The organism is Streptomyces sp. NPDC037288 (genome assembly GCF_055603265.1).
This window is the reverse complement of the sequence record NZ_JBVJVY010000005.1, coordinates 144,020-168,153: the sequence shown is the minus strand read 5'-3', so window position 1 is coordinate 168,153 and position 24,134 is coordinate 144,020. Positions and strand designations below refer to the sequence as shown.

Genomic DNA, 24,134 nt, shown 5'->3' with positions numbered 1-24,134 from the left:
GGCCGTCCCCGGCCGTCTCCCGACGCTGCCTTTCCGGCTCCCTCCGAACCTCTTCGGACCCCTCCGCGGCCCCAGCAACCCGTCCGTGAAGGCACCTCCCCCCGCCTTCCCTCCCGCGTGACCACCGCCGGAGTCGCGCGAGTACCCCTGCTTCCGGACAATAAGAATCCAACGTGTGAAACCAACTGGCACGGGAACTCCTGCCAGTGCCGTCCAGCCAACGGCGGCCGAGCAGGGCGGTCCTCCGGACCAGCGGGACCGGTGCCCTGTCCTGATTTCTCTCCCCCCTTTTCTCTCCATGCACCCCCAGCGGGCCGACGAGGTCGGCCCGGCGACGCGGTACGCGCCGAACGCCCAGGCAGGAGCGTTGCGACAGCCCAGCCAGGAGCGTTCCACGGGCGCGACGACGTGGACGAAGGAATGGCCCCATGACTGGTGACACACCGATTTCCTGGCGGCACGCCCTCGTGACCGGCGGCGCCGGCTTCCTCGGCTCCCATCTGTGCGAGAGCCTGCTGGATTCGGGCGTCGAAGTCGACTGCGCCGACAACCTCGCCTGCGGCCGGCGCGAGAACGTCACCCAGCTCGAGGACCGGCCCGGTTTCCGGTACGTGCACTGCGACGTCTCCGACCCCGACTGCGTGGAGTCGCTGCCGGGGCCGTACGACCTGGTCCTGCACTTCGCCTGTCCGGCCTCGCCCGCCGACTACCTGCGCCTGCCGCTGGAGACCCTGGACGTCGGCAGCCTCGGCACCCGCAACGCGCTCGCGATCGCCGAACGCGACGGCGCGCGTCTCCTGCTCGCCTCCACCTCGGAGGTCTACGGCGATCCGCTGGTGCACCCGCAGCACGAGGGCTACTGGGGCAACGTCAACCCGATCGGCCCGCGCAGTGTGTACGACGAGTCCAAACGGTTCGCCGAGGCCCTGGTCACCGCGCACGCCGGCAGCAAGGGCACCGACGCCGGGATCGTGCGACTGTTCAACACCTACGGGCCGCGCATGCGGGCCCACGACGGCCGCGCGGTGCCCACCTTCATCTGTCAGGCCCTGGCCGGGGAGCCGGTCACCGTCACCGGCGACGGCAGCCAGACCCGTTCCCTGTGCTACGTGGACGACACCGTCGACGGCATTCTCCGGGTCGCCGCGAGCAGGTCCGTACGGCCCGTGAACATCGGCGGCAGCGACGAGATCACCGTCGCCGACCTGGCCCGCCGCGTGGTCGCCCTCACCGGCTCCCGCTCACCCATCGCGTTCATCGACCGGCCCGTCGACGACCCCGGCCGACGCCGCCCCGACACCACCCTCGCGCGCGAGCTGCTCGGCTGGTCGCCGCAGGTCCCCTGGGAGGAGGGCCTGAAGCAGACCATCGCCTACTTCGCCGCCCGGCCCGCCGAACCGGTCCCACGGGAGGAGGACCCGGTACCGCACTCCTGACCCCCGACCGCCCGCCGCACTGGAGCAGCGCATGCATGTCCTCGGTATCAACGCACTCTTCCACGACCCCGCCGCCGCCCTGATCACCGACGGCAAGATCGTGGCGGCGGCGGAGGAGGAGCGGTTCTCGCGCCGCAAACACGGCAAGCGGCCCGTTCCCTTCTCCGCCTGGGAGCTGCCCGAGCAGTCGGCCCGCTGGTGCCTGGAGCAGGCCGGCCTCACCCCGTCCGACCTGGACGCCGTCGCGTACTCCTACGCCCCCGCGCTCGCCCGCCCCGCCGAGCGGATGGGCCTCAACGACCCCTGGGACCACCTGCGCCAGGAGTACGCCCGCCAGGCTCCCGGCTTCCTCGCCGAGGCCCTGCCGGGGCTCGACCCGGCCAAGGTGAAGTTCGTCCCGCACCACGTGGCCCACGCCGCCTCCGCCGGGCCCGTCTCGCCGTACCCGGACTGCGCCGTCCTCGTCCTGGACGGCCGCGGCGAGTGCGGTTCCCACCTGGCCGGCCGCTACACCAACCGCGAGCTGACGGTCCTCGGCACCCAGCAACTGCCCGACTCCCTCGGCCTGTTCTACGAGGACCTCACCCAGCACCTCGGCTTCCTGCGCAGCAGCGACGAGTTCAAGGTGATGGCCCTCGCCTCCTACGGCACCCCGCGCTTCGCAGCCCGGCTGCGGGAGTATGTCCAGGCCGACGCGCAGGGCGGGTTCCGCGCCCGGCCCGTCCCCTGGGCCGACCTCGTCCCGCCCCGCCCGGCCGGCGGAGCCTGGGGCCAGGACCACGCCGACCTCGCCGCCAGCGCCCAGCTCTGCCTGGAGGAGGCCATGCTCGCCCTCGCCCGGTGGCTGCGCGAGCGCACCGGCGAGGACGCGCTCACCCTGGCCGGCGGTGTCGCGCTGAACTGCGTGGCCAACACCCGGCTGTGGCGCGAGAGCGGCTTCCAGCACGTGTGGGTGCAGCCGGCCGCCGGAGACGCCGGTACGGCCCTGGGCGCGGCCGCGCATGTCGCCGGCCAGAAGGACACCCTGGAGCCGATGCCGACCGCCGCCCTCGGCCGGGGCTGGACCGACGCCGAGCTGCGGGCGTGGCTGGAGCGGGCGGCCGTACCGTACGAGGAGCCCGCCGACATCGCCGAGACCGCCGCCGAGGCGCTGGCCGCCGACGGGATCGTGGCCTGGTTCCAGGGCCGCAGTGAGTACGGGCCGCGCGCCCTCGGCCACCGCTCGCTGCTCGCCCACCCCGGCAAGGCCGACAACCTGGAACGGCTCAACGCGGTCAAGGGACGTGAGGAGTTCCGGCCGGTCGCGCCCATGGTGCTCGCCGAGCGCGCCGCCGAGATGTTCGACGGGCCGCTGCCCAGCCCGCACATGCTGTTCGTGCACGAGGTGGCCGCCGACTGGAGGGCCCGCATCCCCGCCGTGGTCCACGTCGACGGCACGGCCCGCATCCAGACCGTCGACCGCGCCCAGGAGCCCCTGGTCGCCCGGATGATCGACGGCTTCGAGCGGCGTACCGGGCTGCCGGTGGTCGTCAACACCAGCCTGAACACCGCCGGGCGGCCCATGGTCGACGACCCGCGCGACGCGCTGGAGTGCTTCGGCTCCGCACCCGTGGACCTGCTGGTGCTCGGGCCGTTCGCGGTCCGCCGCGGGAAGGCGTTCGCATGACCGCCGTGCCCGCCTACAGCGTCGTCGTCCCGACGATCGGCCGTCCCTGCCTCGCCGAGTGCCTGCGGGCGCTCGCCGAGGCCGCGGGGCAGCCGCCGCACGAGGTGATCGTGGTGGACGACCGGCCCGCGCCCGACGGCGAGTTGCCCCTGCGGGCGGCCGGGCCGCTGCTCGACCGGGTGCGGATCCTGCGCACCGGCGGCAAGGGTCCGGCCGCGGCCCGCAACGCCGGCTGGCGTACCGTCGAAACCCCCTGGACGGTCTTCCTCGACGACGACGTCCAGGTGCTGCCCGACTGGTCCCGGCTGCTCGCCGAGGACCTGCGGGAGGCCGGCGAGGACGTCGGCGGCATCCAGGGACAGCTGCGTGTCCCCCTGCCCCTGGACCGCCGGCCCACGGACTGGGAGCGCAACACCAAAGGCCTGGAGAACGCCGCCTGGGCCACCGCCGACATGGCCTACCGCACCGACGCCCTCACCCGGGTCGCCGGCTTCGACGAACGCTTCCCGCGTGCCTTCCGCGAGGACGCCGACCTCGCCCTGCGCATACAGCGGGCCGGCTGGTCGCTGATCAGGGGGAGGCGGATCACCCGGCACCCGGTCCGGCCGGCGCACTGGTGGGCCTCGCTGCCCGCGCAGCGCGGCAACGCCGACGACGCGCTGATGTACCGGCTGCACGGCCGCGACTGGTGGGCCCGCGCCCAGGCGCCCCGCGGCCGGCTGCACCGCCACCTGGTGGTCACCGGCGCCGCGCTCACCGCCGCTGCCTGCGCCCTCGCCGGCCGCCGCCGCGCCGCCACCGCCTGCGCGGCCCTGTGGACGCTGGGCACGGCCGAGTTCGCCCTGGCCCGCATCCTGCCCGGCCCCCGTACGGCCCGCGAGATCGCCGGGATGCTCGGCACGAGCGTGCTCATCCCGCCGCTCGCCGTGCGGCACTGGCTGCGCGGAGTCGTCAGCCACCGGCACGCACGACCGCTGGGAGGTGCGGGGTGAAACCTGTCTCCGCCGTCCTGTTCGACCGCGACGGCACCCTCGTGGAGGACGTGCCCTACAACGCCGACCCCGGCCGCGTCCGGCTCCTGCCCGGCGCCGCGGCGGCCGTCGCACTCGCCCGCTCCCACGGCCTCGCCACCGGTGTCGTCAGCAATCAGTCGGGCATCGGACGCGGCCTGCTCAGCGCCGACGACGTACGCCGGGTCAACGCGCGCGCCGACGCGCTGCTGGGTGGCCTGGACACCTGGGAGTTCTGTCCGCACACCCCGGACGCCCGCTGCCACTGCCGCAAGCCACGCCCGGGCCTGATCCTCGCGGCCGCCGCCCGCCTCGGCGTCCCGCCCGCCGAGTGCCTGGTGATCGGCGACATCGCCGCCGACGTACTCGCGGCCCGCGCGGCCGGCGCCCACGGGGTGCTCGTCCCCAACGCGTGCACCGCGCCGGCCGAAGTGGCACGCTTCACCGACCAGAGCGCCCCTGACGTGCTCACCGCGGTCCGCAGGGCCCTGGCGGGTGCGGCGGGGCCGACCGGCACGGCTGCCCCGCGGCGGGAAGCGCCGGCCCCTGACCGGCCGCGGCCCTCCTGGCGGCAGCCCGCAGGTGCGGCCCGGATGCAGCCGCCTCGTGAGGAGGCGGCTGCATCCGGCGGAGCACGGCCGTCTTCGTGGTACGCGCCGGGCCGTGATCGCACGCGGTCGCCTTCGCCGGAGACGCCGGGCCGTGATCGCACGCGGTCGCCTTCGCCGGACCCGACGGGCTCGGCCGGGGTGAGGCCGTCTGAACGGGACGCGGCAGCTCCGGTCCGAGCCCGGCCGTCGGGGCGGGGTGCGGCGGCGCAGAGCCGAGTGCGGTCGTCTTCGCGTGACGCTGTGGCTCCGGGTGGGAGTTGGTCGTCCCGGCAAGGCGCGGTGGCTCCGGGCCGAGTCCAGCCGTCCGAGCGGGACGCGGCAGGCCTGGGGCGAGGTCGGTCCTCCGAACGGGGCCCGGCGGCCGAGGGCCGTGCGTGGTCGTCCCGGCCGGACGCGGCGTTCCCCGGTAGGGGGCGGTCGTCGTGAAGGCTCTCGTCGTCCGGCTCGACAGCTTCGGGGACGTGTTGCTCGCCGGGCCCGCCGTGCGTGCCGTCGCCGCTCACAGCGCGCGCGTCACCATGCTGTGCGGTCCGCGCGGCGCGGACGCGGCGCGGATGCTGCCCGGGGTCGACGAGGTGCTGGTGTGGGAGGCGCCCTGGGAGGGCTTCGACCCGCCCGACGTGAACCCGCAGGACGTCGAGGACATAGTCGGCCGGCTGCGTGCCGAGGCCTTCCACGCCGCGCTCGTCCTCACCTCCTTCCACCAGAGCCCGCTGCCCACCGCACTGTTGCTGCGACTGGCCGGCGTCGGCCGGATCGGCGCCGACAGCGTCGACCACCCCGGGCGGCTGCTCGACGTACGGCACCGGCGGCTGCCGGGCCGTCACGAGGTGGAGGCGGCGCTCGACACCGCCGCCGCCATGGGCTTCCGGCTGCCTCCGGGAGACGAGGGGCGGTTGCGTGTGTTCCCGCCACCGGACACCAGCGGCCTCACCGGCAACGGCCCGTACGTCGTCCTGCACCCCGGAGCCAGCGCGCCCGCCCGCGCCTGGAACCCCCACCGGTGCGCGGACGCGGTCGCGCTGCTCACCGACGCCGGGCACCGCGTGGTCGTCACGGGCGGCCCGCACGAGCGCCTGCTCACCCGGTGCGTGAGCGGCGACGCGGGCGTCGACCTCGGCGGGCGGACCTCCCCGCGGACCCTCGCCGGGGTACTGCGCATGGCCGACGTCGTGATCAGCGCCAACACCGGCCCCGCCCACCTCGCCGCGGCCGTCGGCACCCCGGTCGTCTCGCTGTTCGCACCGGTGGTCCCGGCCGAGCGCTGGGCACCGTACGGCGTCCCCGCCATCCTCCTCGGCGACCAGTCGGCGCCGTGCGCGAACACCAGGGCGCTGACCTGCCCGGTGCCCGGACACCCCTGCCTGGACGAGGTCACCGGCCAGGACGTGGTGCGCGCGGTGCACAAGCTCATCCAGGAGCGGCACTCATGAACATCCTCGTCTGGCACGTGCACGGATCGTGGCTCACCGCCTTCGTGCAGGGCCCGCACACCTACCTCGTCCCGGTCACCGACGACCGCGGCCCCGACGGACTCGGCCGTGCCGTGACCTGGGACTGGCCCGAGACCGTCGAGGAGCACACCCCGAAGGAGCTGTGGGACCACCACATCGACCTGATGGTGTTGCAACGGCCGCACGAACTCGACCTGGCCCTGCGCTGGACCGGCCGCCGCCCCGGCGTGGACGTGCCCGCCGTGTACGTCGAGCACAACAGCCCCGACGAATCCCCCGAGCGGCAACTCCACCCGCTGGCCGGGCAGTCGGAGATCCCGGTCGTGCACGTCACCCACTTCAACCGGCTCATGTGGAACAACGGGCAGGCCCCGACCGACGTCGTGGAACACGGCATCATCGACCCCGGCCACCGCTGGACCGGCACCGGGCGCCGCGCGGCCGTCGTCGTCAACGACCCCGTGCGCAGGGGCCGTACGACCGGCACCGACCTGCTGCCCCGCTTCGCGCGGTGCGCGCCCCTGGACGTCTTCGGCATGCGCACCGAAGGGCTCGCCGAACACCTCGGCCTGCCCCCCGGCCGCTGCCGCACCCGCGACCTGCCCCAGCACGAGCTGCACCGCGAGATGGCCCGCTGCCGGCTCTATCTGCACCCCGTGCGCTGGACCTCGCTCGGACTGTCGCTGCTGGAGGCGATGTTCCTGGGCATGCCGGTGGTCGCCCTGGACACCACCGAGGCACGGGAGGCGATACCCGACGGCGCCGGGGTGGTCTCGAACCGTCTCGACGTACTGGAGGACGCCGTACGGGCCTTCCTGGCCGAACCCGAGCTCGCCCGCCGCACCGGCGCGGCGGCCCGGGCCGCGGCCCAGGCCCGCTACGGAGAGCGGCGCTTCCTGGACGACTGGGAGCGCCTGATCAAGGAGGTCACCCGATGAGCCGCATTCCGCACACGGCCGGGCGCATAGCCATGGTCTCCGAGCACGCCAGCCCGCTGGCCGCGCTCGGCGGACCGGACGCCGGCGGCCAGAACGTGTACGTGGCGCAGGTAGCCCGGCAGCTCGCCAGACAGGGATACCGGGTCACGGTGTACACCCGGCGGGACTCGGCGGGCCTGCCGGACCGGGTGACCCTCATCGACGGGGTGCAGGTGGTGCACGTGCCCGCCGGACCGCCCGCGCCCGTCCCCAAGGACGAACTCCTGCCCCACATGGACGAGTTCGGGGCGTTCCTGGCCCGGCAGTGGTCACTGAACCCGCCGGACGTGGTGCACTCCCACTTCTGGATGTCGGGCCTGGCCGCCCTCGCCGGGGCCCGGGACCTCGGCATACCCGTCGTGCAGACCTATCACGCGCTGGGCACGGTCAAGAAGCGCTACCAGGGCGCCGCCGACACCAGCCCGCCGCAGCGCCTCGCCATCGAGGAGGCCGTCGGCCACGAGTGCGCGCGGATCATCGCCACCTGCAGCGACGAGGTCGCCGAGCTGAAGGCCATGGGCCTGCCGGAGGACCGGATCAGCGTCGTACCGTGCGGCGTCGACCCCGACCAGTTCGCGCCCGCCGCCCGCACCCGCCCGCCCGGCGCCCGCAGGCGGCTGCTGTCCGTCGGACGGCTGGTGCCCCGCAAGGGCTTCGACCGCGCCATCCGGGCCCTGGCCGGCATCCCCGACGCCGAACTGCTCGTCGCGGGCGGCCCCGAGGCCGATCTCCTCGGCGCCGAACCCGAGGCGCGGCGCCTGTACGCCATCGCCGGCGAGTACGGCGTCAGCGACCGCGTCACCCTGCTCGGCGGCATCAGCCGGGCCCGGATGCCGCGGCTGATGGCCGGCGCGGACCTGGTGCTGTCGCTGCCCCGCTACGAGCCGTTCGGCATCGTCCCGCTGGAGGCCATGGCCTGCGCCACACCGGTCGTCGCCACCGCGGTCGGCGGCCAGCTCGACACGGTCGTGGACGGCACCACGGGCGTGCTGGTCCCGGCCGACGACGACTACGACCTCGGCGCTGTCGTCCGCGCGCTCCTCACCGACTCCGACCGGCTCGCCCGGTACGGCGCCGCCGGCCGGCAGCGGGTGCTGACCCACTACACCTGGGACCGCGTGGCCGACGGCGTGGCGGCGGTGTACGGCGCGGTGTCCTCGATCCCCTCGCTCTCGGGAGTCGTCCGATGAAGACCGTCCACGACACCACGCACTGCGACGACCTCGCCAAGGCCCTGGACGCGTTCCGCGAGCACGGCTCCCTCATCGCACGGTGGGGCACCGAACTCGCCCGCCGCCTGGGCTCCGGGGCCCGGCTGCTCGTCGCCGGGAACGGCGGCAGCGCGGCACAGGCCCAGCACCTGACCGCAGAACTCGTCGGCCGCTACCGCGACGACCGGCCGCCGTTCTCCGCGGTCGCCCTGCACGCCGACACCTCCTCCACGACCGCGATCGCCAACGACTACGGCGTCCAGGAGATCTTCGCCCGGCAGACCGCCGCCCACGGCCGCCCCGGAGACGTGCTCATGCTGCTGTCCACCAGCGGCGCGAGCGCCAACCTGCTGGCCGCCGCCGAGTGCGCGCACCGGCTCGGCATGACGGTGTGGGCGCTGACCGGACGGGCCCCCAACCCCCTCCAGCTCGGCGCGGACGACGCGCTGTGCGTGGACGCGCCGGTGGCCGCCACCGTGCAGGAACTCCACCTGGTGGCCGTGCACATGCTCTGCGAGGCCTTCGACGGCGCGGTCGAGCGCGGGGCGGCGCACCGTACCGGGTCCAGCGGCGCGGACGGCAGGCCGGGTGTCGTCGGCCGGCTCGTCGGCCGGGCCCGCACGGTCGGCCGGTCCGTGGACGGCACGCCCGTAGCCCCCCGGAAGGGACCCGCATGAACAGCTCGCGCACCCGCCTGGTCGTCGTGGGCGACGCGCTGCTCGACCACGACCTGTGCGGCCGGGCCGAGCGGCTGGCCCCGGACGCCCCCGTGCCGGTGGTGCACGGTACCCGGCGCAGCTCCCGCCCGGGCGGCGCGGCCCTCGCCGCCTGCCTCGCCGCCACCGACGGCCGCCCGGTCACCCTCGTCACCGCGCTCGGCGACGACCCCGCCAGCGACACCCTGCGCGAGCTGCTGGCCGGCCGCGTCGACCTGGTGGAGGTGCCGCTGGACGGCACCCTGAGCAGCAAGACCCGGGTCATGGCTGGGGACCGGCCGGTGCTCCGCCTGGACGACGGCGAGGGGCGGGCCCGCGCGGCGACGGGGGCCGCCGAGGCCGCCGTGACCGGAGCCGACGGCGTCCTGGTCGCCGACTACGGGCGGGGCACCGCCGACGTCCTGCGCGGGGCGCTGACCACCGCCGCCACCCGGACGCCCATGGTCTGGGACCCCCATGTACGCGGCCGGCCCCCGGTCCCCGGCGTCCGTCTGGCCACACCCTCCGCACAGGAGGCCCGCGCCTTCGCCCGGCGGCTGGACGGCGCCGACGGCACGGGCGACGAGGCCGGGCTGCGCACCGCCGCCCGGGACGCCCGCACCCTGGTCCGGGCGTGGGAGGTCCGGGCCGTCGCCGTGACCCTGGGCGAGCGCGGGGCGCTGCTCTCCCACGGCGAGACACCGCTGCTGGTACCGACCCCGGCCGCCGCGGCGGGCGACCCGTGCGGCGCCGGCGACCGGTTCGCCGCGGCGGCCGCCGGCCTGCTCGCCGACGGCGCGCTCACCGAGGCCGCCGTACAGGCCGCCGTCCACGCCGCGACCCGCTACGTCGCCGAGGGCGGCGCCCGCGCGGTCGCCACCGCGGACCGGGCGGACGCCCCCGAGGCGGCCCCCTCCTCCGGGGACACCACGGCGGACGCGGTGCGCACGGCCGCCCGGGTCCGGGCGGCGGGCGGCACCGTCGTCGCCGCGGGCGGCTGCTTCGACCTGCTGCACGCCGGGCACGTCGCGCTCCTCCAGGCAGCCCGCCGGGCCGGCGACTGTCTGATCGTCTGCGTCAACTCCGACGCCTCGGTACGCCGCCGCAAGGGCACCGGACGCCCCCTGGTCCCGGCCCCCGACCGGGTCCGGGTGCTGCGTGCCCTGGAGTGCGTCGACGCGGTCGCCGTCTTCGACGAGGACACGCCCGAACGCATCCTCGGCGAACTCCGCCCGCACATCTGGGCCAAGGGCGGCGACTACGCCCGCACCGAATTGCCCGAACAGCCCCTGGTGGAGAGCTGGGACGGCCAGGTCCTGCTGCTGCCCTACCTGGACGGCCGCTCCACCACAGCCCTGGCCCACCGCGCGGCCCAGTCCCCGGCCCGCACCGGAGGAACCCCCAGGTGACCCCCGAACCCCCGGCACGCCCGACAGCCCCCGCCGACGCGCAGCGGACCCGGTACCCGGCACGTCCGCTCGGCGGTGCCAGGGCTGTGCGCGGTGCCTGGTCGTCCCGGATCGGCACCCGGTGCGCTCCGCCGGCGGTCTTGGCCGACCCGGGGCGGTACAAGGCGTCCGCTGTGACGGCACTGGTCCCGATGCGCGCGCCGCCCAGCACCGGTCCGATGGCGTCCGCCTCCGCGCGCCCGCTCCGCCATCCGGTACGCGTCCACCGCCCGGGACGTGGTATCCGCCCGCCGTTCCGCCACGGCAGCCGCACCCTTCGGAGGAGTCACCCGGTGACCCGCACGCCCTCGTCCCACCCCCCGGTCGTCCTGGTGCTGCGCGCGCTGGGGCTCGGTGATCTGCTGGCCGGTGTGCCCGCGCTGCGCGGCATCCGGCGGGCCTTCCCCGGCCATCGGATCGTCCTCGCCGTGCCGGCCGGCCTCGCCGAACCGGCGCTCGCCACCGGGGCGATCGACGCCGTGTTCGCCGCCGAGGCCCCGGGGCGGGCGGTGCCCTCCCTCACGCACTGGACCGGCAGGCCGCCCGACGTGGCGATCGACCTGCACGGCAACGGCCCCGAGAGCCGCGACGCCCTCGCGGCCGTACACCCGCGCAGGCTGCTCGCCCACGCCGGCCCGGACGGCCCGCCCTGGCAGGAGCACCACCACGAACGGGACCGCTGGTGCGCGTTCCTGCACGCCTACGGCATCCCGGCCGACCCCATGGATCTGCGTCTGCCCCGGCCCGGGACGCCGTCCCCGGTGCCGGGCGCGGTGGTCGTCCACCCCGGCGCGGCCTCCGGCTCCCGCCGCTGGCCGGGGGAGCGGTTCGCCGCCGTCGTACGGTGTCTGCGCGCGGCCGGACACCACGTCGTGGTCACCGGCGGGCCCGGCGAGGACGCGCTCGTGCGTTCGGTCGCCGAGCGCAGCGGGCAGCGGGCCCGTGACGTCCTCGCCGGCGGGCTGCCGTACGCGGAGCTGTCCGCGCTGGTGGCCGAGGCGTCCCTGGTGCTCAGCGGCGACACCGGCCTGGCACATCTCGCGGTCGCCCACGGCACCCGCTCCGTCACCCTGTTCGGCCCCGTGTCGCCGCACCTGTGGGGCCCGCCCCCGAGCCCGACGCACCTGGCCCTGTGGAAGCCCGGCCCGCCCGGCGACCCGCACGGCCGCACCCCCGACGCCCGCCTGCTGCGCGTCCGCTCCGGCGAGGTCGCCGCGGCCTGTCTGCGGCTGCTCGGGCCGGCAGCCGGCGGCCCCCGGCAGGCCGGACCGGAGGTGGCGCATGTCCAGTGATGAGTCCGCCGCCGACCTCACCCGCAGGCCGGCCGCCGCACGGGACCCGCGGATCACCGTCGCCGTCATCACCCGCGACCGGGCCGCCAGCCTGCTGCGTACGCTCGACGCGCTGGCCGGGCTGCCCGAGCGGCCGCCCGTCATCGTCGTCGACAACTCCCGTGACGACACCACCCGCAGGGCCGTGCGCGACCACCCGGCCCTCACCCGCCTGCTGCGGCCCGCGTCCAACACCGGCGCCCTCGGCCGCAACCTCGCCGCCCGGCACGCCCGCACCCCCTACGTCGCCTTCAGCGACGACGACTCCTGGTGGGAGCCGGGCAGCCTGCGCCGCGCCGCCGACCTCCTCGACCACCACCCCCGGCTCGGTCTGCTCGCCGCCCGCACCCTGGTCGGCGAAGACGCCGCCGACGACCCCCTCAACGCCGTCCTCGCCGCCTCGCCCCTGCCCCCGGAACCCGACCTGCCCGGCCGCCCGGTGCTCGGCTTCCTCGGCTGCGCCTGTGTGGTGCGCCGGGAGGCCTTCCTCGACGTCGGCGGCTTCCACCCGCTGCTCTTCTTCGGCGGCGAGGAGACCCTGCTGGCCTACGACCTGGCCGCCGGGGGCTGGGGCGTCGCCTACGAACCCGCGCTGCGCGCCCGCCACCACCCCGAGGACCACGGCCGCACCGGCCGCCCCTTCCTCGTCCGCCGCAACCACGTGCTGACCACCTGTCTGCGCCGCCCCTGGCCCGTGGCCCTGCGGGCCGGCACCGGCCTCGCCGTGGCCGCCGCGGCCGGCCGCCCGGGTGCGCGCCGCGCTCTCAGGGAGACCCTCGTGCGCTTCCCGGCCGCCCTGGCCCGCCGCCGCACCCTGCCCCCGCACGTCGAACACGCCGCCCGCCTGCTCGACCGACAGGCGGCCCCACGCCCGCAGGAAGACAGCGCGCGATGACCCGGACCGCCCCCGACGACCGTACGACCGTCGTCGTGATCACCCACAACCGCTGCGAGGAACTGCTGCACACCCTCGCCCTGCTGCACCGGCTGCCCGAACACCCCCGCGTGATCGTCACCGACAACGCCTCGACCGACGGCACCGCCGAAGCGGTCGCCCGCGAATTCCCCCAGGTGACGCTGTTGCGGCCGGACCGCAACCTCGGGGCCATCGGCCGCAACCTCGCCGTCCGTCAGGTCCGCACGCCCTACGTCGCCTTCTGCGACGACGACACCTGGTGGGAGCCCGGCAGCCTGCGCCGCGCCGCCGACCTCCTCGACGCCCGGCCCCGGCTCGCGGCCGTCACCGCGCGGATCATCGTGGAACCCGACGGCACCGAGGACCCCGTCGTACGCGAACTGCGCGAGTCCCCGCTGCCCGGACCCGACTGGCTTCCGGGCCCCGCCCTCGGCTCCTTCCTCGCCGCCGCCACCGTGCTGCGCACCGAGGCCTTCCGCGCGGGCGGCGGCTTCCACCCCGGCCTGTGGCTCGGCGGCGAGGAGGAACTGCTCGCCTGCGATCTGTTGCGGCAGGGCTGGTGGCTCGCCTACGCCGAGGACCTCACCGTCCACCACCACGCCTCCCGGCTGCGCGACAGCACGGCCCGCCGCGTCCTCGGCCTGCGCAACACGCTGTGGTTCACCTGGCTGCGCCGCCCGCTGCTGCCGGCGCTGCGCCGCACCGGGCACCTGCTGCGGACCGTGCCCCGGGACGCCGCCTCCGCGCGCGCCTTCGCCCGTGCCACCGCCGGACTCCCATGGGTGCTGCGCCAGCGCGACCCCGTGCCCCCGGACCTGGAACGCCGGCTCGCGGCGCTGGAGCGGGCCCGCCGGAATTCACCCGCACGGCGGTATGTCGGCTGACCGTACACAGCGCGACACGCCCGGCCCGAGTCGTTGCGCCGGGCGCGGGTCACAGGCACAGTGAACTCCCCGGTCAAGACGCGGCTGGCTGATCCTGATCCTTTCCCCCGAGGAAGCCTGATCCCCATGGATGACGGTCAGCGCCCCCGTGTCCGGCTCCGCCCCGGCGGCCCGGCCCCGCTGCTCCTGCAGACGGTGCACGAGCAGCGTCCCGGGCTCGGCGCGGTCAGCGTCCTGAAGGCACGGGGCACGGTCGACGCCTCCAACGCCGGGGAGTTCTCCGAGGCGCTCGCCGAGCACATCGCCCAGGCCGGCAGAGCCGGCGAACACCCCGTGCTGGACATGACCGAGCTGTACCTCGCCTGCGCCGCCGCGGTGCGCGCCGTCGACCGGGCGACCGGGATCCTCGCCTTCTCCGGCCGCGCCCTGCCCGTCGTACAGCCCCGGCCGCACGTACGGGAGGCGTTGCGCGCGGCGGGGCTGCCGGGTGTGCGGGCCCACGCCACGATGGCGTCCGCCCTGAACTCCCTGCAGGAACCGCTGGAGGCCGCGCGACGCGCGAGTTTGCGGCCCGACGGCACCACCTGGTGAGAACACCGGCCGGCCCACCGGCGCGGTGGATGGCGCGATCGCGGGTCGGACACCTACCGTGCACAGTGGTCAGGAAGAGGCCCCTCGAGTCTTGTGCGACGTCTGATCCCGGTGATGCCATGAAACCCTCTTCCGACCCGCCCCCCGCCCCGGCCCCGCTCGTCATCGAGTCGTCCGTGGTGGAGGGACTGCCCGCAGAGGGAGCGCTGCTGCTGCGCATGTCGGGCAGCCTCGACGCCGCGGGAGCCGAGGCCTGGTCGGCGGAGCTGCGCGGCCACCTCGAGAAGGCGGACCGGGCGGGCCTGCGGCCCGTCCTCGACATGGCCCATGTGCAGCTCGGCGGCGCCGCCGTGCTGCACACGCTCAGCGAGACGACCCGCTCGCGCACCGGACGCCCGGACCTGATCATCGTCCGCGCGCGGCCCGGTGTGCGCGAGGCGGTGCACCTGGCCCGCCTGAACGGCGTCCGGCTCTACGCCACCCTCGAGGAGGCGCTACGGGAGCTCGCCCGCACCGCCTCCCGCGTGGAGGACCTGCCCGCCTGGCGGTCGCAGATGGCGGATCCGCTGCGGCCCAGTTACGAGGATCTGCGCAAGGAGGTGCGCGCGCTGCGCGCCCGGGTGCGCACCGCGCCGGTCATCGGCATGGCGCAGGGCGTGCTCATGGTCCGCTACGGCCTGCCCGACTCGGGCAGCGCCTTCCGGGTGCTGCGCGACGTCTCGCAGCGGTTCAACGTGCCGCTGCGCGTCCTCGTCTCCGCGGTGGTGGTGGCCCGGCCCCCGGACGGCGAGGTGTGGTTCCCGGGCCGGCGCTCCCTGCCCGTGCCGCAGCTGCGGATCCTGGCCCGCGACGGCCGGGACCCCCGCTACCGCCGGCAGATGATCGACGCCGTGCTGCACGAGGCGCTGGCCATCGGGCGGGCGCCGGCCGGGTACGTGCGCTTCGTCGACCCGGCCGCGAACACGCTGATGCTGGAGACCCACTACGGCTGCGTGGACACGTTCGTGGACCATCTCGTGCGCGGCCGGGACGAGGGCACGGCCGACGCGGTGGCCCGGCTGCGCGGACGCCGGGTGAGCGTGCCCGACGTCGCCGCCGACGCGCTGCTCTGCGAGGAGTTCCGGCGCGTCCTGCTGACCACGGGCACCGGTGCCCTGCAGAGCGTGCCCGTGCTGTCCTCGGCCGGCTCCTGCACCGGTGTGATCACCCTGCACTGGCCCGACGCCGGGCACCGGCCGACCGCCGCCCAGGCCGAGGCCCTCGGCCTGCTGGCCTGCGACACGGCGGCCTGGCTGAGCTGGTACCACCGTTCGGTGCTCCTCGACGCCCTGGAACACCTCCACCGGGCGGCGAGCGGTTCCGCCTCCTCGCCGGCCGTGCCGGGTGCGGGTGAACCGCGACGCCCTGGGAACCCGGAACAGGCATGCACCCCGCACCATCCGGAGGGAGTCCGGCGCATGTCCAATCCGCAGCAGCCCGAACAGCGGCGCAGTGACAAGGGAGGCGCCACCCCGCAGGACACCGGCGAGCGGAAGGCCCGCGAGGCGGCCGACCGGAGCGCCCGCCCGCACGGCTCGGACAAGGGCGAGAAGGGCGGCGGCAAGGGCGGTGGCGTACCTCCGTCCCAGCGCCCCGACCACCCCTGACAACGGCCTTTTCCTTACCCCCGACCCCGGCGGCCGCCTTGAGCGCCCGCCGGGGTCCGGACGCGTCCCGCCCGGAAGACACGCCGGTCCGGCCAACCGGACCCGCCTGCCGTAGCCCCGCGTGCACGAGCACCGGGCCGATTGCCGCGTTCAGGAGGCCCCCGCGCCGCCGCCCCGCGTCGCGTTCGCGTTCCGAGCGCTACGCTCCCCGGTATGCGGATCTCCGTCTCCTCCGACATGGACGAACCCGTGGCCCGTCTCCTGGTCGCCGAGTTGCAGCGCCGTGGCCATGAGGTGCGGGCGTACGGCGCGCTGCGGCCGGGCGCCGACGCGCAGTGGGCGGTCTGCTCGGAGGCGGCTGCCCGGGACGTCGCCGAGGGCGCCGCCGATCAGGCCGTGGTGTGCTGCTGGACCGGCACGGGCGCGTCCATCGCGGCCAACAAGGTGCCCGGCGTACGCGCGGCGCTGTGCACGGACGCCGTCACCTCGGACGGCGCGCGCCGCTGGAACGACGCCAACGTCCTCGCGCTGAGCCTGCGCCTGACCTCCGAACCGCTGCTGAAGGAGATCCTCGACGCCTGGTTCGCGGCGGAACCCAGCCAGGACCCCGAGGACCGGCAGAACGTGGCCCGCGTCGGCCGCCTGGACGCCGCCCGGCAGGATTCCTAGAGGCGTACGGCGGTCCGGCGCGGGCCGGGCCGGCGGGCCGACCCCGTGTCCGGGGCCGGGATTCAGTGGGCGCCCAGTCCGCCGCCGCCGAACGAGCCGCTGGAACCCCGGCTCCAGCGCGGACGATCCTTCGACTCGCTCGGCTTGGAGTCCATGTTGCTCAGTTCGTACGGGGTGAGCGGACGGCCGCCCTCGGGGGTCTGGGGGACCTCCTGGGACTCCCTGTTCTGCCGGACTTCGCGCACCGGGCCGTCCGGCGGCAGCTTGGGCTGTTCCTCGGGCCGGGGCCGAGGAGACTCGCGGTACTTGACGCGGGAGTTCATCCAGAAGCCGCCGGCGAGCAGCGCCAGGACGCCCATGGCCACGATGAACAGGACGAGGCTCATCAGGCCGCTCGCTGCGGCCAGCTGCATCGATGCGGTATTCATAGGACAGGCATACCCCGCCCATAACCGGACGAACCGGACGCAATGCGTGACGGCGGCGTACGTACGGCGATCCCGGGCCCACGGCGCCCGGCGACCCGGTGCCCCACGCCACCCCGTGTGCGCCGGCACGGGTGTCCCTGCGTCCGTAGGGTGGTTTGCGGTCCCGTGCCCCGGCTACCCGCACCATGTGACATCGCCCACTTCGCAGCAGCTGTACCGGTTCCTGGAAGACCGCTTCGCCTGTGCGCAGGCGTGCACCGAGTGCGCCAGGGCCTGTGCGGTGCGCGCGAGCCTGGTCGACCCGGACGGCACCGAGCGCCAGGAGCGGCTGCGCAGGCTGGGCATCATGTGCGCCGAGGTGTGCGACTCCACGTGCCGCATCCTGTGTGAGGAGAACCGGCAGGACGAGGACGAGATCCGGGTCCGGCTGGAGTGGTGCCGCTCCGCCTGCCTGGAGTGCGCCCGCGCCTTCGACGACCAGCCCGGCGCCGAGTCGGCCGCAGCCACCTGCAGGGACTGCGCCGGCGCCTGCTCGGAGTTCCTGCAGAGCCTCATGTGACCTTCCCGCGGGGATCCGGGAATTCCTACCCCCCTCATTCCCTATTTCTGGAACACGTTCTACGGTGTGCGCCGTCAGGACCACCCTGGGGGAGCCTGGAGGCGCCGTGCACCTCGACCACACGCCCGAGCAGCAGCGACTGCGCGCCGAACTGCGCGCCTACTTCGCGGAACTGGTCCCGGACAACGCCTACGCCCGGTACGCCGACCCGGCCGCGCAGAAGCGGTTCTACCGGGACACCATCCGCCGGCTCGGCACCGACGGCTGGCTCGGCGTCGGCTGGCCCAAGGAGTACGGCGGACGCGGCATGACGGCGATGGAGCAGTTCATCTTCTTCGACGAGGCCGCGCAGGCCGGCGTACCGCTGCCGCTGATGGCGCTCAACACGGTCGGCCCGACGCTCATGCGGTTCGGCACCGAGGAGCAGAAGGCCTACTTCCTGCCCCGCATCCTCTCCGGCGAGATCGACTTCGCCATCGGCTACAGCGAACCGGACGCCGGCACCGACCTCGCCTCCCTGAAGACCAGAGCCGTACGAGAGGGCGACGAGTACGTCGTCGACGGCCAGAAGATCTGGACGACGAACGGAGACACCGCGGACTGGGTGTGGCTCGCCGTGCGCACCGACCCCGCCGCCCCGCCGCACAAGGGCATCACCATGCTGCTGGTGCCGACCTCCGACCCGGGCTACTCCTGCACACTCATCACCACGCTCGCCTCCCACGACACCACCGCCAGCTACTACGAGAACATCCGTGTCCCGGTCTCCCGCCGCGTCGGCGAGGAGAACCAGGGCTGGCTGCTGATCACCAACCAGCTCAACCACGAACGCGTGACGCTCGCCGCGCACGGCACCATGGCCGTCCGCGCCCTGCACGACGTCCAGCGCTGGGCGACGGAGACGAAACTCGCCGACGGCCGCCGCGTGGTCGATCTGGGCTGGGTGCGCCGGCTGCTCGCCCGCACGCACACCCGGCTCGACGCGCTGAAACTCCTGAACTGGCAGATGGTCACGGCCGTCCAGGACGGCACGCTCACCCCGCAGGACGCCTCCGCCGTCAAGGTCTACGGCTCCGAGGCCCGCCGCGACGCCTACGCCTGGCTCATGGAGATCGTCGGGGCCGCGGCACCGCTGAAGGAGGGCTCGGCGGGTGCCGTCCTGCACGGGGAACTGGAGCGCGGCTACCGCTCGGCGGTCATCTTCACCTTCGGCGGCGGCAACAACGAGATCCAGCGCGAGATCATCTCGTGGATCGGCCTGGGGATGCCGAGGGTGCGGCGCTAGCCTGCTTCCGGGCCCGGGCGAGACCCGGACCGATCTGGGCAGGCACTCACCGCACAGCGGTGCCTCATGCGCGCGGCCGGTGCAGCGGAATGCCAGCGCTGGTCGGCAAAGGCGCAGGTCGGCGGCGATAGGAGGTGACAACCGATGGCTGTGGTCACACCTGCGGGCATGGGTGATCCCGGGCTGTTCACGCCGAACTCCGTGACCTGGCAGATGCACGGTGACCCCATGATGTGGGTCGCCGGTGTCCGCGCGCTCTACCTCCAGGCCCTGCATCCGCGCGCGGTCCGCGGGGTCATGCAGAACTCCGACTTCCGGCGCGACGCCTGGGGCCGGCTGATGCGCACCGCCGACTTCGTCGGCACGACGACGTACGGCACCACCGAGGCCGCCGAGCGGGTCGGCGCGCGCGTGCGGAAGATCCACCGCATGCTGACGGCCACCGACCCGGGCACCGGCGAGCGCTACGGCGTCGACGAGCCCGAGCTGCTGCTGTGGGTGCACTGCGCGGAGATCGACTCCTATCTGCACGTGCTGCGCCGTTCCGGTTTCCCGCTCACCGACACCCAGGCCGACCGGTACATAGCCGAACACCGGGTCAGCGCGCGCCTGGTGGGCCTGGGCCCGGAGACCGTACCGGCGAGCCGGGCCGAACTCGCCGCGTACTTCGCCAAGGTGCGCCCGCGGCTGGCGGCCGGACCCGAGGCGCGCGAGGTGGACGACTTCCTGCGCCGCCCGCCGACGCACCCCCTCCTCGTCCCGGCGCGCGAGGTGCTGTGGCGGCGCGTGGCGCAGTTGGCGTACGCCGCTCTGCCGCCGTACGCCCACGAGCTGTACGGCAGACCGGCCCCCGCACCCGCCGTCGTCACCCGCCGGTTGCGGGCCACGGGCGCGCTGCTGCGGCGTGTTCCGGCACGTGTGCGCTGGCAACTGCCGCCCAGACACATCCTGCGGGCCATGGCGAGGCTCGGGCCGGACGCGCGTCCGGCACCGTACAAAGTCGGACGATAAGCCGCCATACTGGACGAGCAGGGGGTGTGGCGCGGATCGGGCCGGTGCGACACGGCCGGGTGCGGTGCGCGGCGGCCCACCGGCGGCGGGGCGGGCGGCGACGGGGGCGGCGGATCGCTATGGGGGAGAACAGGCTGGTTCAGGGCCGGTACCGGCTGCTCGACCTGATCGGGCGGGGCGGGATGGGTGAGGTGTGGCGGGCCCGGGACGAGTCCCTCGGCCGGCAGGTCGCGGTGAAGTGCCTCAAGCCGCTCGGCCCGTGCCACGACCCGTCCCTCACCCGCGCCCTGCGGGAGCGGTTCCGCCGCGAGGCCCGGGTGGCCGCCGCCCTCTCGCACCGCGGGGTGACCGTCGTCCACGACTTCGGCGAGTCCGACGGAGTCCCCTACCTGGTGATGGAGCTGCTGGAGGGCCGCGACCTGAGCCGGCTGCTGGAGGACAACAAAGGTCATCCGCTGCCCGTGGACGACGTGGCGGACATCGCCGCCCAGGTCGCCGCCGCCCTCGCCTACACCCACCAACACGGCGTCGTCCACCGGGACTTGAAGCCGGCCAACATCGTGCGGCTGGCCGACGGCGCCGTGAAGATCTGCGACTTCGGCATCGCCCGCCTCGGCCACGACATCGGCTTCACCGCCGCCCGGCTCACCGGCACCGGAGTCGCCCTGGGCACCCCGCACTACATGTCCCCGGAGCAGATCGGCGGAGATGAGGTCGACCAGCGCAGTGACCTGTACTCACTGGGCTGCGTGCTGTACGAAATCACCACCGGGGCACCGCCGTTCGACCTGGAGGACCCCTGGGCGATCCTCATCGGCCACCGCGACACCCCGCCCCGCCCCCCACGCGAACAACGCCCCGAGCTGCCCGGCCACCTGGAGCGGATCATCCTCGACCTGCTGGCCAAACGGCCCGAGGAACGGCCGTACGACGCAGGGGAGTTGCTCGCCCGGATCCGGGGCGGGCGTACAACGGCCGCTCCCCTTACGGCCGTAGCACCCGCGCCCCCGGACGCCCGGCGCGAACTCCGCCTCCCGCCGTGGACCCGAGGCATGACCACCGGACACAAGGCGCTGGGGCCTGGGCCCGGCGCACTGCCCCCGGACCCGGGGGCGGCCCTGTCGGACCGGTGGCCCGCAGCGCTCCGAGGGGCCGCGGGGCTGTATCCGGCAGACGACTGCCGTCGCGTGGGCGCGCCGAGCCACGACGGACCTGCGGACGTCCGGCGCCCGGCACTGCCACCTCCCGCGGAGCGCACCGCACGCCCCGCGGAGCGCACCGCGCTGCCCGGCCCCGATCACCCCGATGCCCTGGCCGGCCGCTACGAAACCGCCTTCGCCCTGCTGCGCGCCGGCCGGGTCGCAGAAGCGCTGGCCGCCTACACGGACCTCGCGGAGACCAGAGCCCGCGTTCTCGGCACCGACCATCCCGACACCCTCGCCGCCCGCCAGGAGACCGCCTATGCGCTGGGACGGCTGGGCCGCCACTTCGAGGCACACCAGGTGTACGCGGAGGTGCTGACCGCCCGCGTGCGCGTCATGGGCCCCGACCACCCCGACACCCTGCGCTGCCGCCACAACCTCGCCTGCACCCTCGGCCGGCTCGGCCGCCTCGACGACGCCTGCCGTACGGCCCGGGAGGTGGCCGCCGCCCGGGCCCGGGTGCTCGGTCCCGACCACCCCGACACCCTGGTCTCGCGCTGCGAGGTCGCCTACGCCGAGGGCCAGTCGGGCCGCTGGGAGGAGGCGCTGCACATCTACCGCGAGGTCGCCGGGGCCAGAGCAGGCGTCCTCGGCGCCGACCACCCCGACACGCTCGCCGCCCGCTACGAGACCGCCCTCAGCCTCGGCCGCCTCGGCCGCAGCGCGGACGCCCTGCGTGTGTACCGCGAGCTGATCGGAGACCGCACCCGCGTCCAGGGCCCCACCCACCCCGAGACCCTGCGCGCCCGGCACGGCCTCGGGGTCAACCTCGGCCGGCTCGGGTGCTGGGAGGACGCCCTGACCGAGGCCCGCGACGTGTGCCTGCTCCGCGAACAGACCCTGGGGCCCGCACACACCGACACGCTCGTCAGCCGCCGCGAGGTCGCGGTCGCCCTGGGCTGGCTGGGCCGCTGGGCGGAGGCCCTCTCGGAGTACCGGCGGATCACCGCGACCCGCGAGCAGATCCTCGGCCCGGACCACCCCGACACCCTCGCCGGCCGCAACGACGAGGCGCACTGCCTCGAACGCCTGGGCCGCGGCGTCGAAGCGGTGGAGCTGTACCGGAGGGTCGCCGTACTGAGCCGGCGGCGGGCCTCTGGCGGGCGGTGACGGCGGAGCGTCCCAGCCGTCCCCGTACTGCCCTTGCTGCCCTTGCTGCCCTTGGCATGTGCCAGAGGTATCTCCCCTATTTGGCGGTGCCGGCGGCCGTCCCCGCCCTGAGATGGTGAGGCCAGTCCCCGGTGGAGCGAGCCCCGGTGACCGGCCACTCGGCCACCGGTGGAATCCCACCCTCACAGAGGTCGCGCCCGCGCCGGTTCCACACATCGGCGCTGCTGCCGCCCGCACAGCTTTCAGGAGTCAACCGTGCGTGTCATGATCCACCTGCGCCCCCAGCCCGATGTCGTCGCAGCCGTCATCGATCCGAGCGAGACCACCACCGCCGCCGATGTCGCCGGTGAGATCCCCGGAGTCGCGCTCGACCCGGACTTCGAGCCGGTACCGGTGCCCCGGCCGCAGCCCGCGGCCCCGGGCGTGGACCCCTTCTCGCTGGAGTCCGCCACCTTCTCCATGGCCCCCGAGCACGCCGGTGTCCTCGTGCGCGGCGCGATCCAGGACTACGACGTGGCCAGCCGCTACGCGATGCTGTCTGCGGCCCGTCCGGACATCGTCGGCATCTTCTCCGACCCGGTCATCCAGACGCTGCCGACTTGCGGCAGCGACGGCCCGGTCGGGGACTGGCACGACATCCGCAGCAAGCTGACCGACCACCTGAAGTCGGAGGGCATGGACGGCGAAGGCGTCGCCCTCGCCATCCTCGACACCGGCATCAACGTCGCCCACGTGTCCCAGGTCCTGGGGGAGCAGGTGACCGTCGACGAGATGCGGAGCTGGAAGCCCGCGGGGGTCACCGGGAACTTCGGCCAGTTCCCGGTCGCCCACGGCTCGATGTGTGCCTTCGACACCAGGATCACCGCCCCCAGGGCCACCCTCCTGGACCTCCCCATCCTGCGCCCGAAGCCCCTGCTCGCGCTGCTCACGGACGCCGTGGCGGCCTTCGCCCACCTGCGGACCGTCCTGGACGCGATGCCGCAGGACAGGCGCGCGCTGGTGGTCAACAACAGCTGGGGCTCCTTCGACCCCCGCGGGGACTTCCCGCCGGGCCACCCGGGCAACTACTCCGACAACCCCGCGCACCCCTTCAACCTGGCCGTCAGCGCCCTGGAACAGGCGGGCGCGGACATCCTCTTCGCGGCCGGCAACTGTGGACGGGAGTGTCCCGACATCCGCTGCGCCTGGCCCGACCGGCCCATCAACGGCGCCAACTCGCACCCCCGTGTGCTGTCCATCGGCGCCGTCGACCTCCGCGGCGCCCGCGTGGGCTACTCCTCCCAGGGCCCCGGGCGGCTCAGCCGGCGCAAGCCGGACGTCTGCACGTACACCCACTTCGCGGGATCGAAGGCGTTCGGGGAGAACGAGCCCGATTCCGGGACCTCCGCGTCCTGTCCCGTCGCGTCCGGTGTGGTGGCCGCGGTGCGCTCCCAGCTGCCCGTCGCCGAGCTGTCCCCGGCCGAGCTGCGCACTCTGCTGCGCCGTACGGCGGACGACCTCGGGATGGCCGGTTTCGACTTCGACTACGGGTACGGCACGATTGACGCGGCCGCCATCGTCGAGGCGGCGCGCCGCCGCAGGAAGAACGGCCGTCATCGCTGAGGAGAGGGCATGACCCAGGGCCCCACCGTCCTCGTGACGGTGACACTGCCCGCCGGGGCGACGCTGCGGGACGCCCTGCGCCGGTACGGGCTCACTCCCGAGCAGGTCGACGAGACGTACGGACTCGTGTCCGTGGATCCGGCCCAGGGCCTCTACGCCCTGCTGGTCAGCGAGGAAGCGGCGGCGCACATCACCGGCTGTCCGGGGGTGTCGGGTCCCTTCGCCAATCCGCCCATCGAGCCGTACGGGCCGCCGCAGTCGGGACCCCGGCCGGGTGACCGCGAACGATGACCGACGCGGCGGGGGGGGGGGGGGGGGGGGGGGGGGGGGGGGGGGGGGGGGGGGGGGGGGGGGGAGGGGGGGGGGGGGGGGAAAAGAGAAAAGGGGTCGGC

22 protein-coding genes are annotated in these 24,134 nt (G+C 74.9%); 21 read left to right on the top strand and 1 reads right to left on the bottom strand.

What is annotated here, in order from left to right; all coding sequences use genetic code 11:
* Positions 1 to 428: 428 nt before the first annotated feature.
* From ACZ7GZ_RS08190 to ACZ7GZ_RS08120, 15 genes are all read left to right on the top strand, one after another.
* A complete protein-coding gene (locus ACZ7GZ_RS08190; protein ID WP_471022014.1) occupies positions 429 to 1,436 on the top strand; it encodes an NAD-dependent epimerase/dehydratase family protein in 1,008 nt (335 codons plus the stop codon).
* Between the two features lie 31 nt (positions 1,437 to 1,467).
* Positions 1,468 to 3,102 (top strand): carbamoyltransferase family protein, encoded by a 1,635-nt coding sequence (locus ACZ7GZ_RS08185; protein WP_471022013.1) that lies wholly within the window; start codon positions 1,468 to 1,470, stop codon positions 3,100 to 3,102.
* Entirely contained in the window at positions 3,099 to 4,094 is a 996-nt protein-coding gene (locus ACZ7GZ_RS08180) for a glycosyltransferase family 2 protein (RefSeq protein ID WP_471022011.1), read from the top strand. Before ACZ7GZ_RS08185 ends, ACZ7GZ_RS08180 begins: the two co-directional genes overlap by 4 nt.
* Complete coding sequence (locus ACZ7GZ_RS08175; RefSeq protein ID WP_471022009.1) at positions 4,091 to 5,149, top strand: D-glycero-alpha-D-manno-heptose-1,7-bisphosphate 7-phosphatase; 1,059 nt, start codon at positions 4,091 to 4,093, stop codon at positions 5,147 to 5,149. Before ACZ7GZ_RS08180 ends, ACZ7GZ_RS08175 begins: the two co-directional genes overlap by 4 nt.
* On the top strand, positions 5,146 to 6,156 hold the full coding sequence (locus ACZ7GZ_RS08170) for a glycosyltransferase family 9 protein (RefSeq protein WP_471022008.1): 1,011 nt from the start codon (positions 5,146 to 5,148) through the stop codon (positions 6,154 to 6,156). The genes ACZ7GZ_RS08175 and ACZ7GZ_RS08170 overlap by 4 nt, the downstream gene beginning before the upstream one ends.
* Complete coding sequence (locus ACZ7GZ_RS08165) at positions 6,153 to 7,115, top strand: glycosyltransferase (RefSeq protein ID WP_471022006.1); 963 nt, start codon at positions 6,153 to 6,155, stop codon at positions 7,113 to 7,115. The genes ACZ7GZ_RS08170 and ACZ7GZ_RS08165 overlap by 4 nt, the downstream gene beginning before the upstream one ends.
* On the top strand, positions 7,112 to 8,344 hold the full coding sequence (locus ACZ7GZ_RS08160) for a glycosyltransferase (RefSeq protein ID WP_471022005.1): 1,233 nt from the start codon (positions 7,112 to 7,114) through the stop codon (positions 8,342 to 8,344). The genes ACZ7GZ_RS08165 and ACZ7GZ_RS08160 overlap by 4 nt, the downstream gene beginning before the upstream one ends.
* On the top strand, positions 8,341 to 9,042 hold the full coding sequence (locus tag ACZ7GZ_RS08155) for a D-sedoheptulose-7-phosphate isomerase (RefSeq protein ID WP_471022003.1): 702 nt from the start codon (positions 8,341 to 8,343) through the stop codon (positions 9,040 to 9,042). The genes ACZ7GZ_RS08160 and ACZ7GZ_RS08155 overlap by 4 nt, the downstream gene beginning before the upstream one ends.
* Positions 9,039 to 10,469 carry a PfkB family carbohydrate kinase gene (locus ACZ7GZ_RS08150; protein WP_471022001.1) on the top strand — a complete coding sequence of 477 codons (1,431 nt, stop codon included), beginning with the start codon at positions 9,039 to 9,041 and terminating at the stop codon, positions 10,467 to 10,469. Before ACZ7GZ_RS08155 ends, ACZ7GZ_RS08150 begins: the two co-directional genes overlap by 4 nt.
* A gap of 332 nt (positions 10,470 to 10,801) precedes the next feature.
* Positions 10,802 to 11,800: a glycosyltransferase family 9 protein gene (locus ACZ7GZ_RS08145; protein ID WP_471021999.1), complete on the top strand. Its 999-nt coding sequence runs from the start codon at positions 10,802 to 10,804 to the stop codon at positions 11,798 to 11,800.
* Positions 11,790 to 12,734, top strand: a complete 945-nt coding sequence (locus ACZ7GZ_RS08140; protein ID WP_471021997.1) for a glycosyltransferase family 2 protein — start codon at positions 11,790 to 11,792, stop codon at positions 12,732 to 12,734. Before ACZ7GZ_RS08145 ends, ACZ7GZ_RS08140 begins: the two co-directional genes overlap by 11 nt.
* On the top strand, positions 12,731 to 13,639 hold the full coding sequence (locus ACZ7GZ_RS08135) for a glycosyltransferase family 2 protein (protein WP_471021996.1): 909 nt from the start codon (positions 12,731 to 12,733) through the stop codon (positions 13,637 to 13,639). Before ACZ7GZ_RS08140 ends, ACZ7GZ_RS08135 begins: the two co-directional genes overlap by 4 nt.
* Positions 13,640 to 13,765: 126 nt before the next feature.
* Positions 13,766 to 14,230 carry an STAS domain-containing protein gene (locus tag ACZ7GZ_RS08130; RefSeq protein ID WP_471021994.1) on the top strand — a complete coding sequence of 155 codons (465 nt, stop codon included), beginning with the start codon at positions 13,766 to 13,768 and terminating at the stop codon, positions 14,228 to 14,230.
* Positions 14,231 to 14,349: 119 nt separating this feature from the next.
* A complete protein-coding gene (locus ACZ7GZ_RS08125) occupies positions 14,350 to 15,876 on the top strand; it encodes an ANTAR domain-containing protein (protein ID WP_471021992.1) in 1,527 nt (508 codons plus the stop codon).
* A 213-nt stretch (positions 15,877 to 16,089) separates the two neighbouring features.
* Complete coding sequence (locus tag ACZ7GZ_RS08120; protein WP_471021991.1) at positions 16,090 to 16,545, top strand: RpiB/LacA/LacB family sugar-phosphate isomerase; 456 nt, start codon at positions 16,090 to 16,092, stop codon at positions 16,543 to 16,545.
* Positions 16,546 to 16,607: 62 nt separating this feature from the next.
* On the opposite strand, the gene ACZ7GZ_RS08115 is transcribed toward ACZ7GZ_RS08120, so the two are convergent.
* Positions 16,608 to 16,973 carry a DUF6479 family protein gene (locus ACZ7GZ_RS08115; RefSeq protein ID WP_471021988.1) on the bottom strand — a complete coding sequence of 122 codons (366 nt, stop codon included), beginning with the start codon at positions 16,971 to 16,973 and terminating at the stop codon, positions 16,608 to 16,610.
* A gap of 187 nt (positions 16,974 to 17,160) precedes the next feature.
* On the opposite strand from ACZ7GZ_RS08115, the gene ACZ7GZ_RS08110 reads away from it, so the two are divergent.
* From ACZ7GZ_RS08110 to ACZ7GZ_RS08085, 6 genes are all read left to right on the top strand, one after another.
* Entirely contained in the window at positions 17,161 to 17,532 is a 372-nt protein-coding gene (locus ACZ7GZ_RS08110) for a four-helix bundle copper-binding protein (RefSeq protein ID WP_471021987.1), read from the top strand.
* Positions 17,533 to 17,638: 106 nt separating this feature from the next.
* Complete coding sequence (locus ACZ7GZ_RS08105; protein WP_471021986.1) at positions 17,639 to 18,817, top strand: acyl-CoA dehydrogenase family protein; 1,179 nt, start codon at positions 17,639 to 17,641, stop codon at positions 18,815 to 18,817.
* A 144-nt stretch (positions 18,818 to 18,961) separates the two neighbouring features.
* The gene (locus ACZ7GZ_RS08100) at positions 18,962 to 19,828 is read left to right on the top strand and encodes an oxygenase MpaB family protein (protein ID WP_471021984.1); all 867 of its coding nucleotides are present in this window, start codon (positions 18,962 to 18,964) and stop codon (positions 19,826 to 19,828) included.
* A 119-nt stretch (positions 19,829 to 19,947) separates the two neighbouring features.
* A complete protein-coding gene (locus tag ACZ7GZ_RS08095; protein ID WP_471021982.1) occupies positions 19,948 to 22,140 on the top strand; it encodes a serine/threonine-protein kinase in 2,193 nt (730 codons plus the stop codon).
* 264 nt (positions 22,141 to 22,404) lie between these two features.
* Positions 22,405 to 23,742 (top strand): S8 family serine peptidase, encoded by a 1,338-nt coding sequence (locus ACZ7GZ_RS08090; protein WP_471022222.1) that lies wholly within the window; start codon positions 22,405 to 22,407, stop codon positions 23,740 to 23,742.
* A gap of 9 nt (positions 23,743 to 23,751) precedes the next feature.
* Positions 23,752 to 24,033, top strand: coding sequence for a hypothetical protein (locus tag ACZ7GZ_RS08085; protein WP_471021980.1), 282 nt, complete (start codon positions 23,752 to 23,754; stop codon positions 24,031 to 24,033).
* The last annotated feature ends 101 nt before the right edge of the window (positions 24,034 to 24,134 follow it).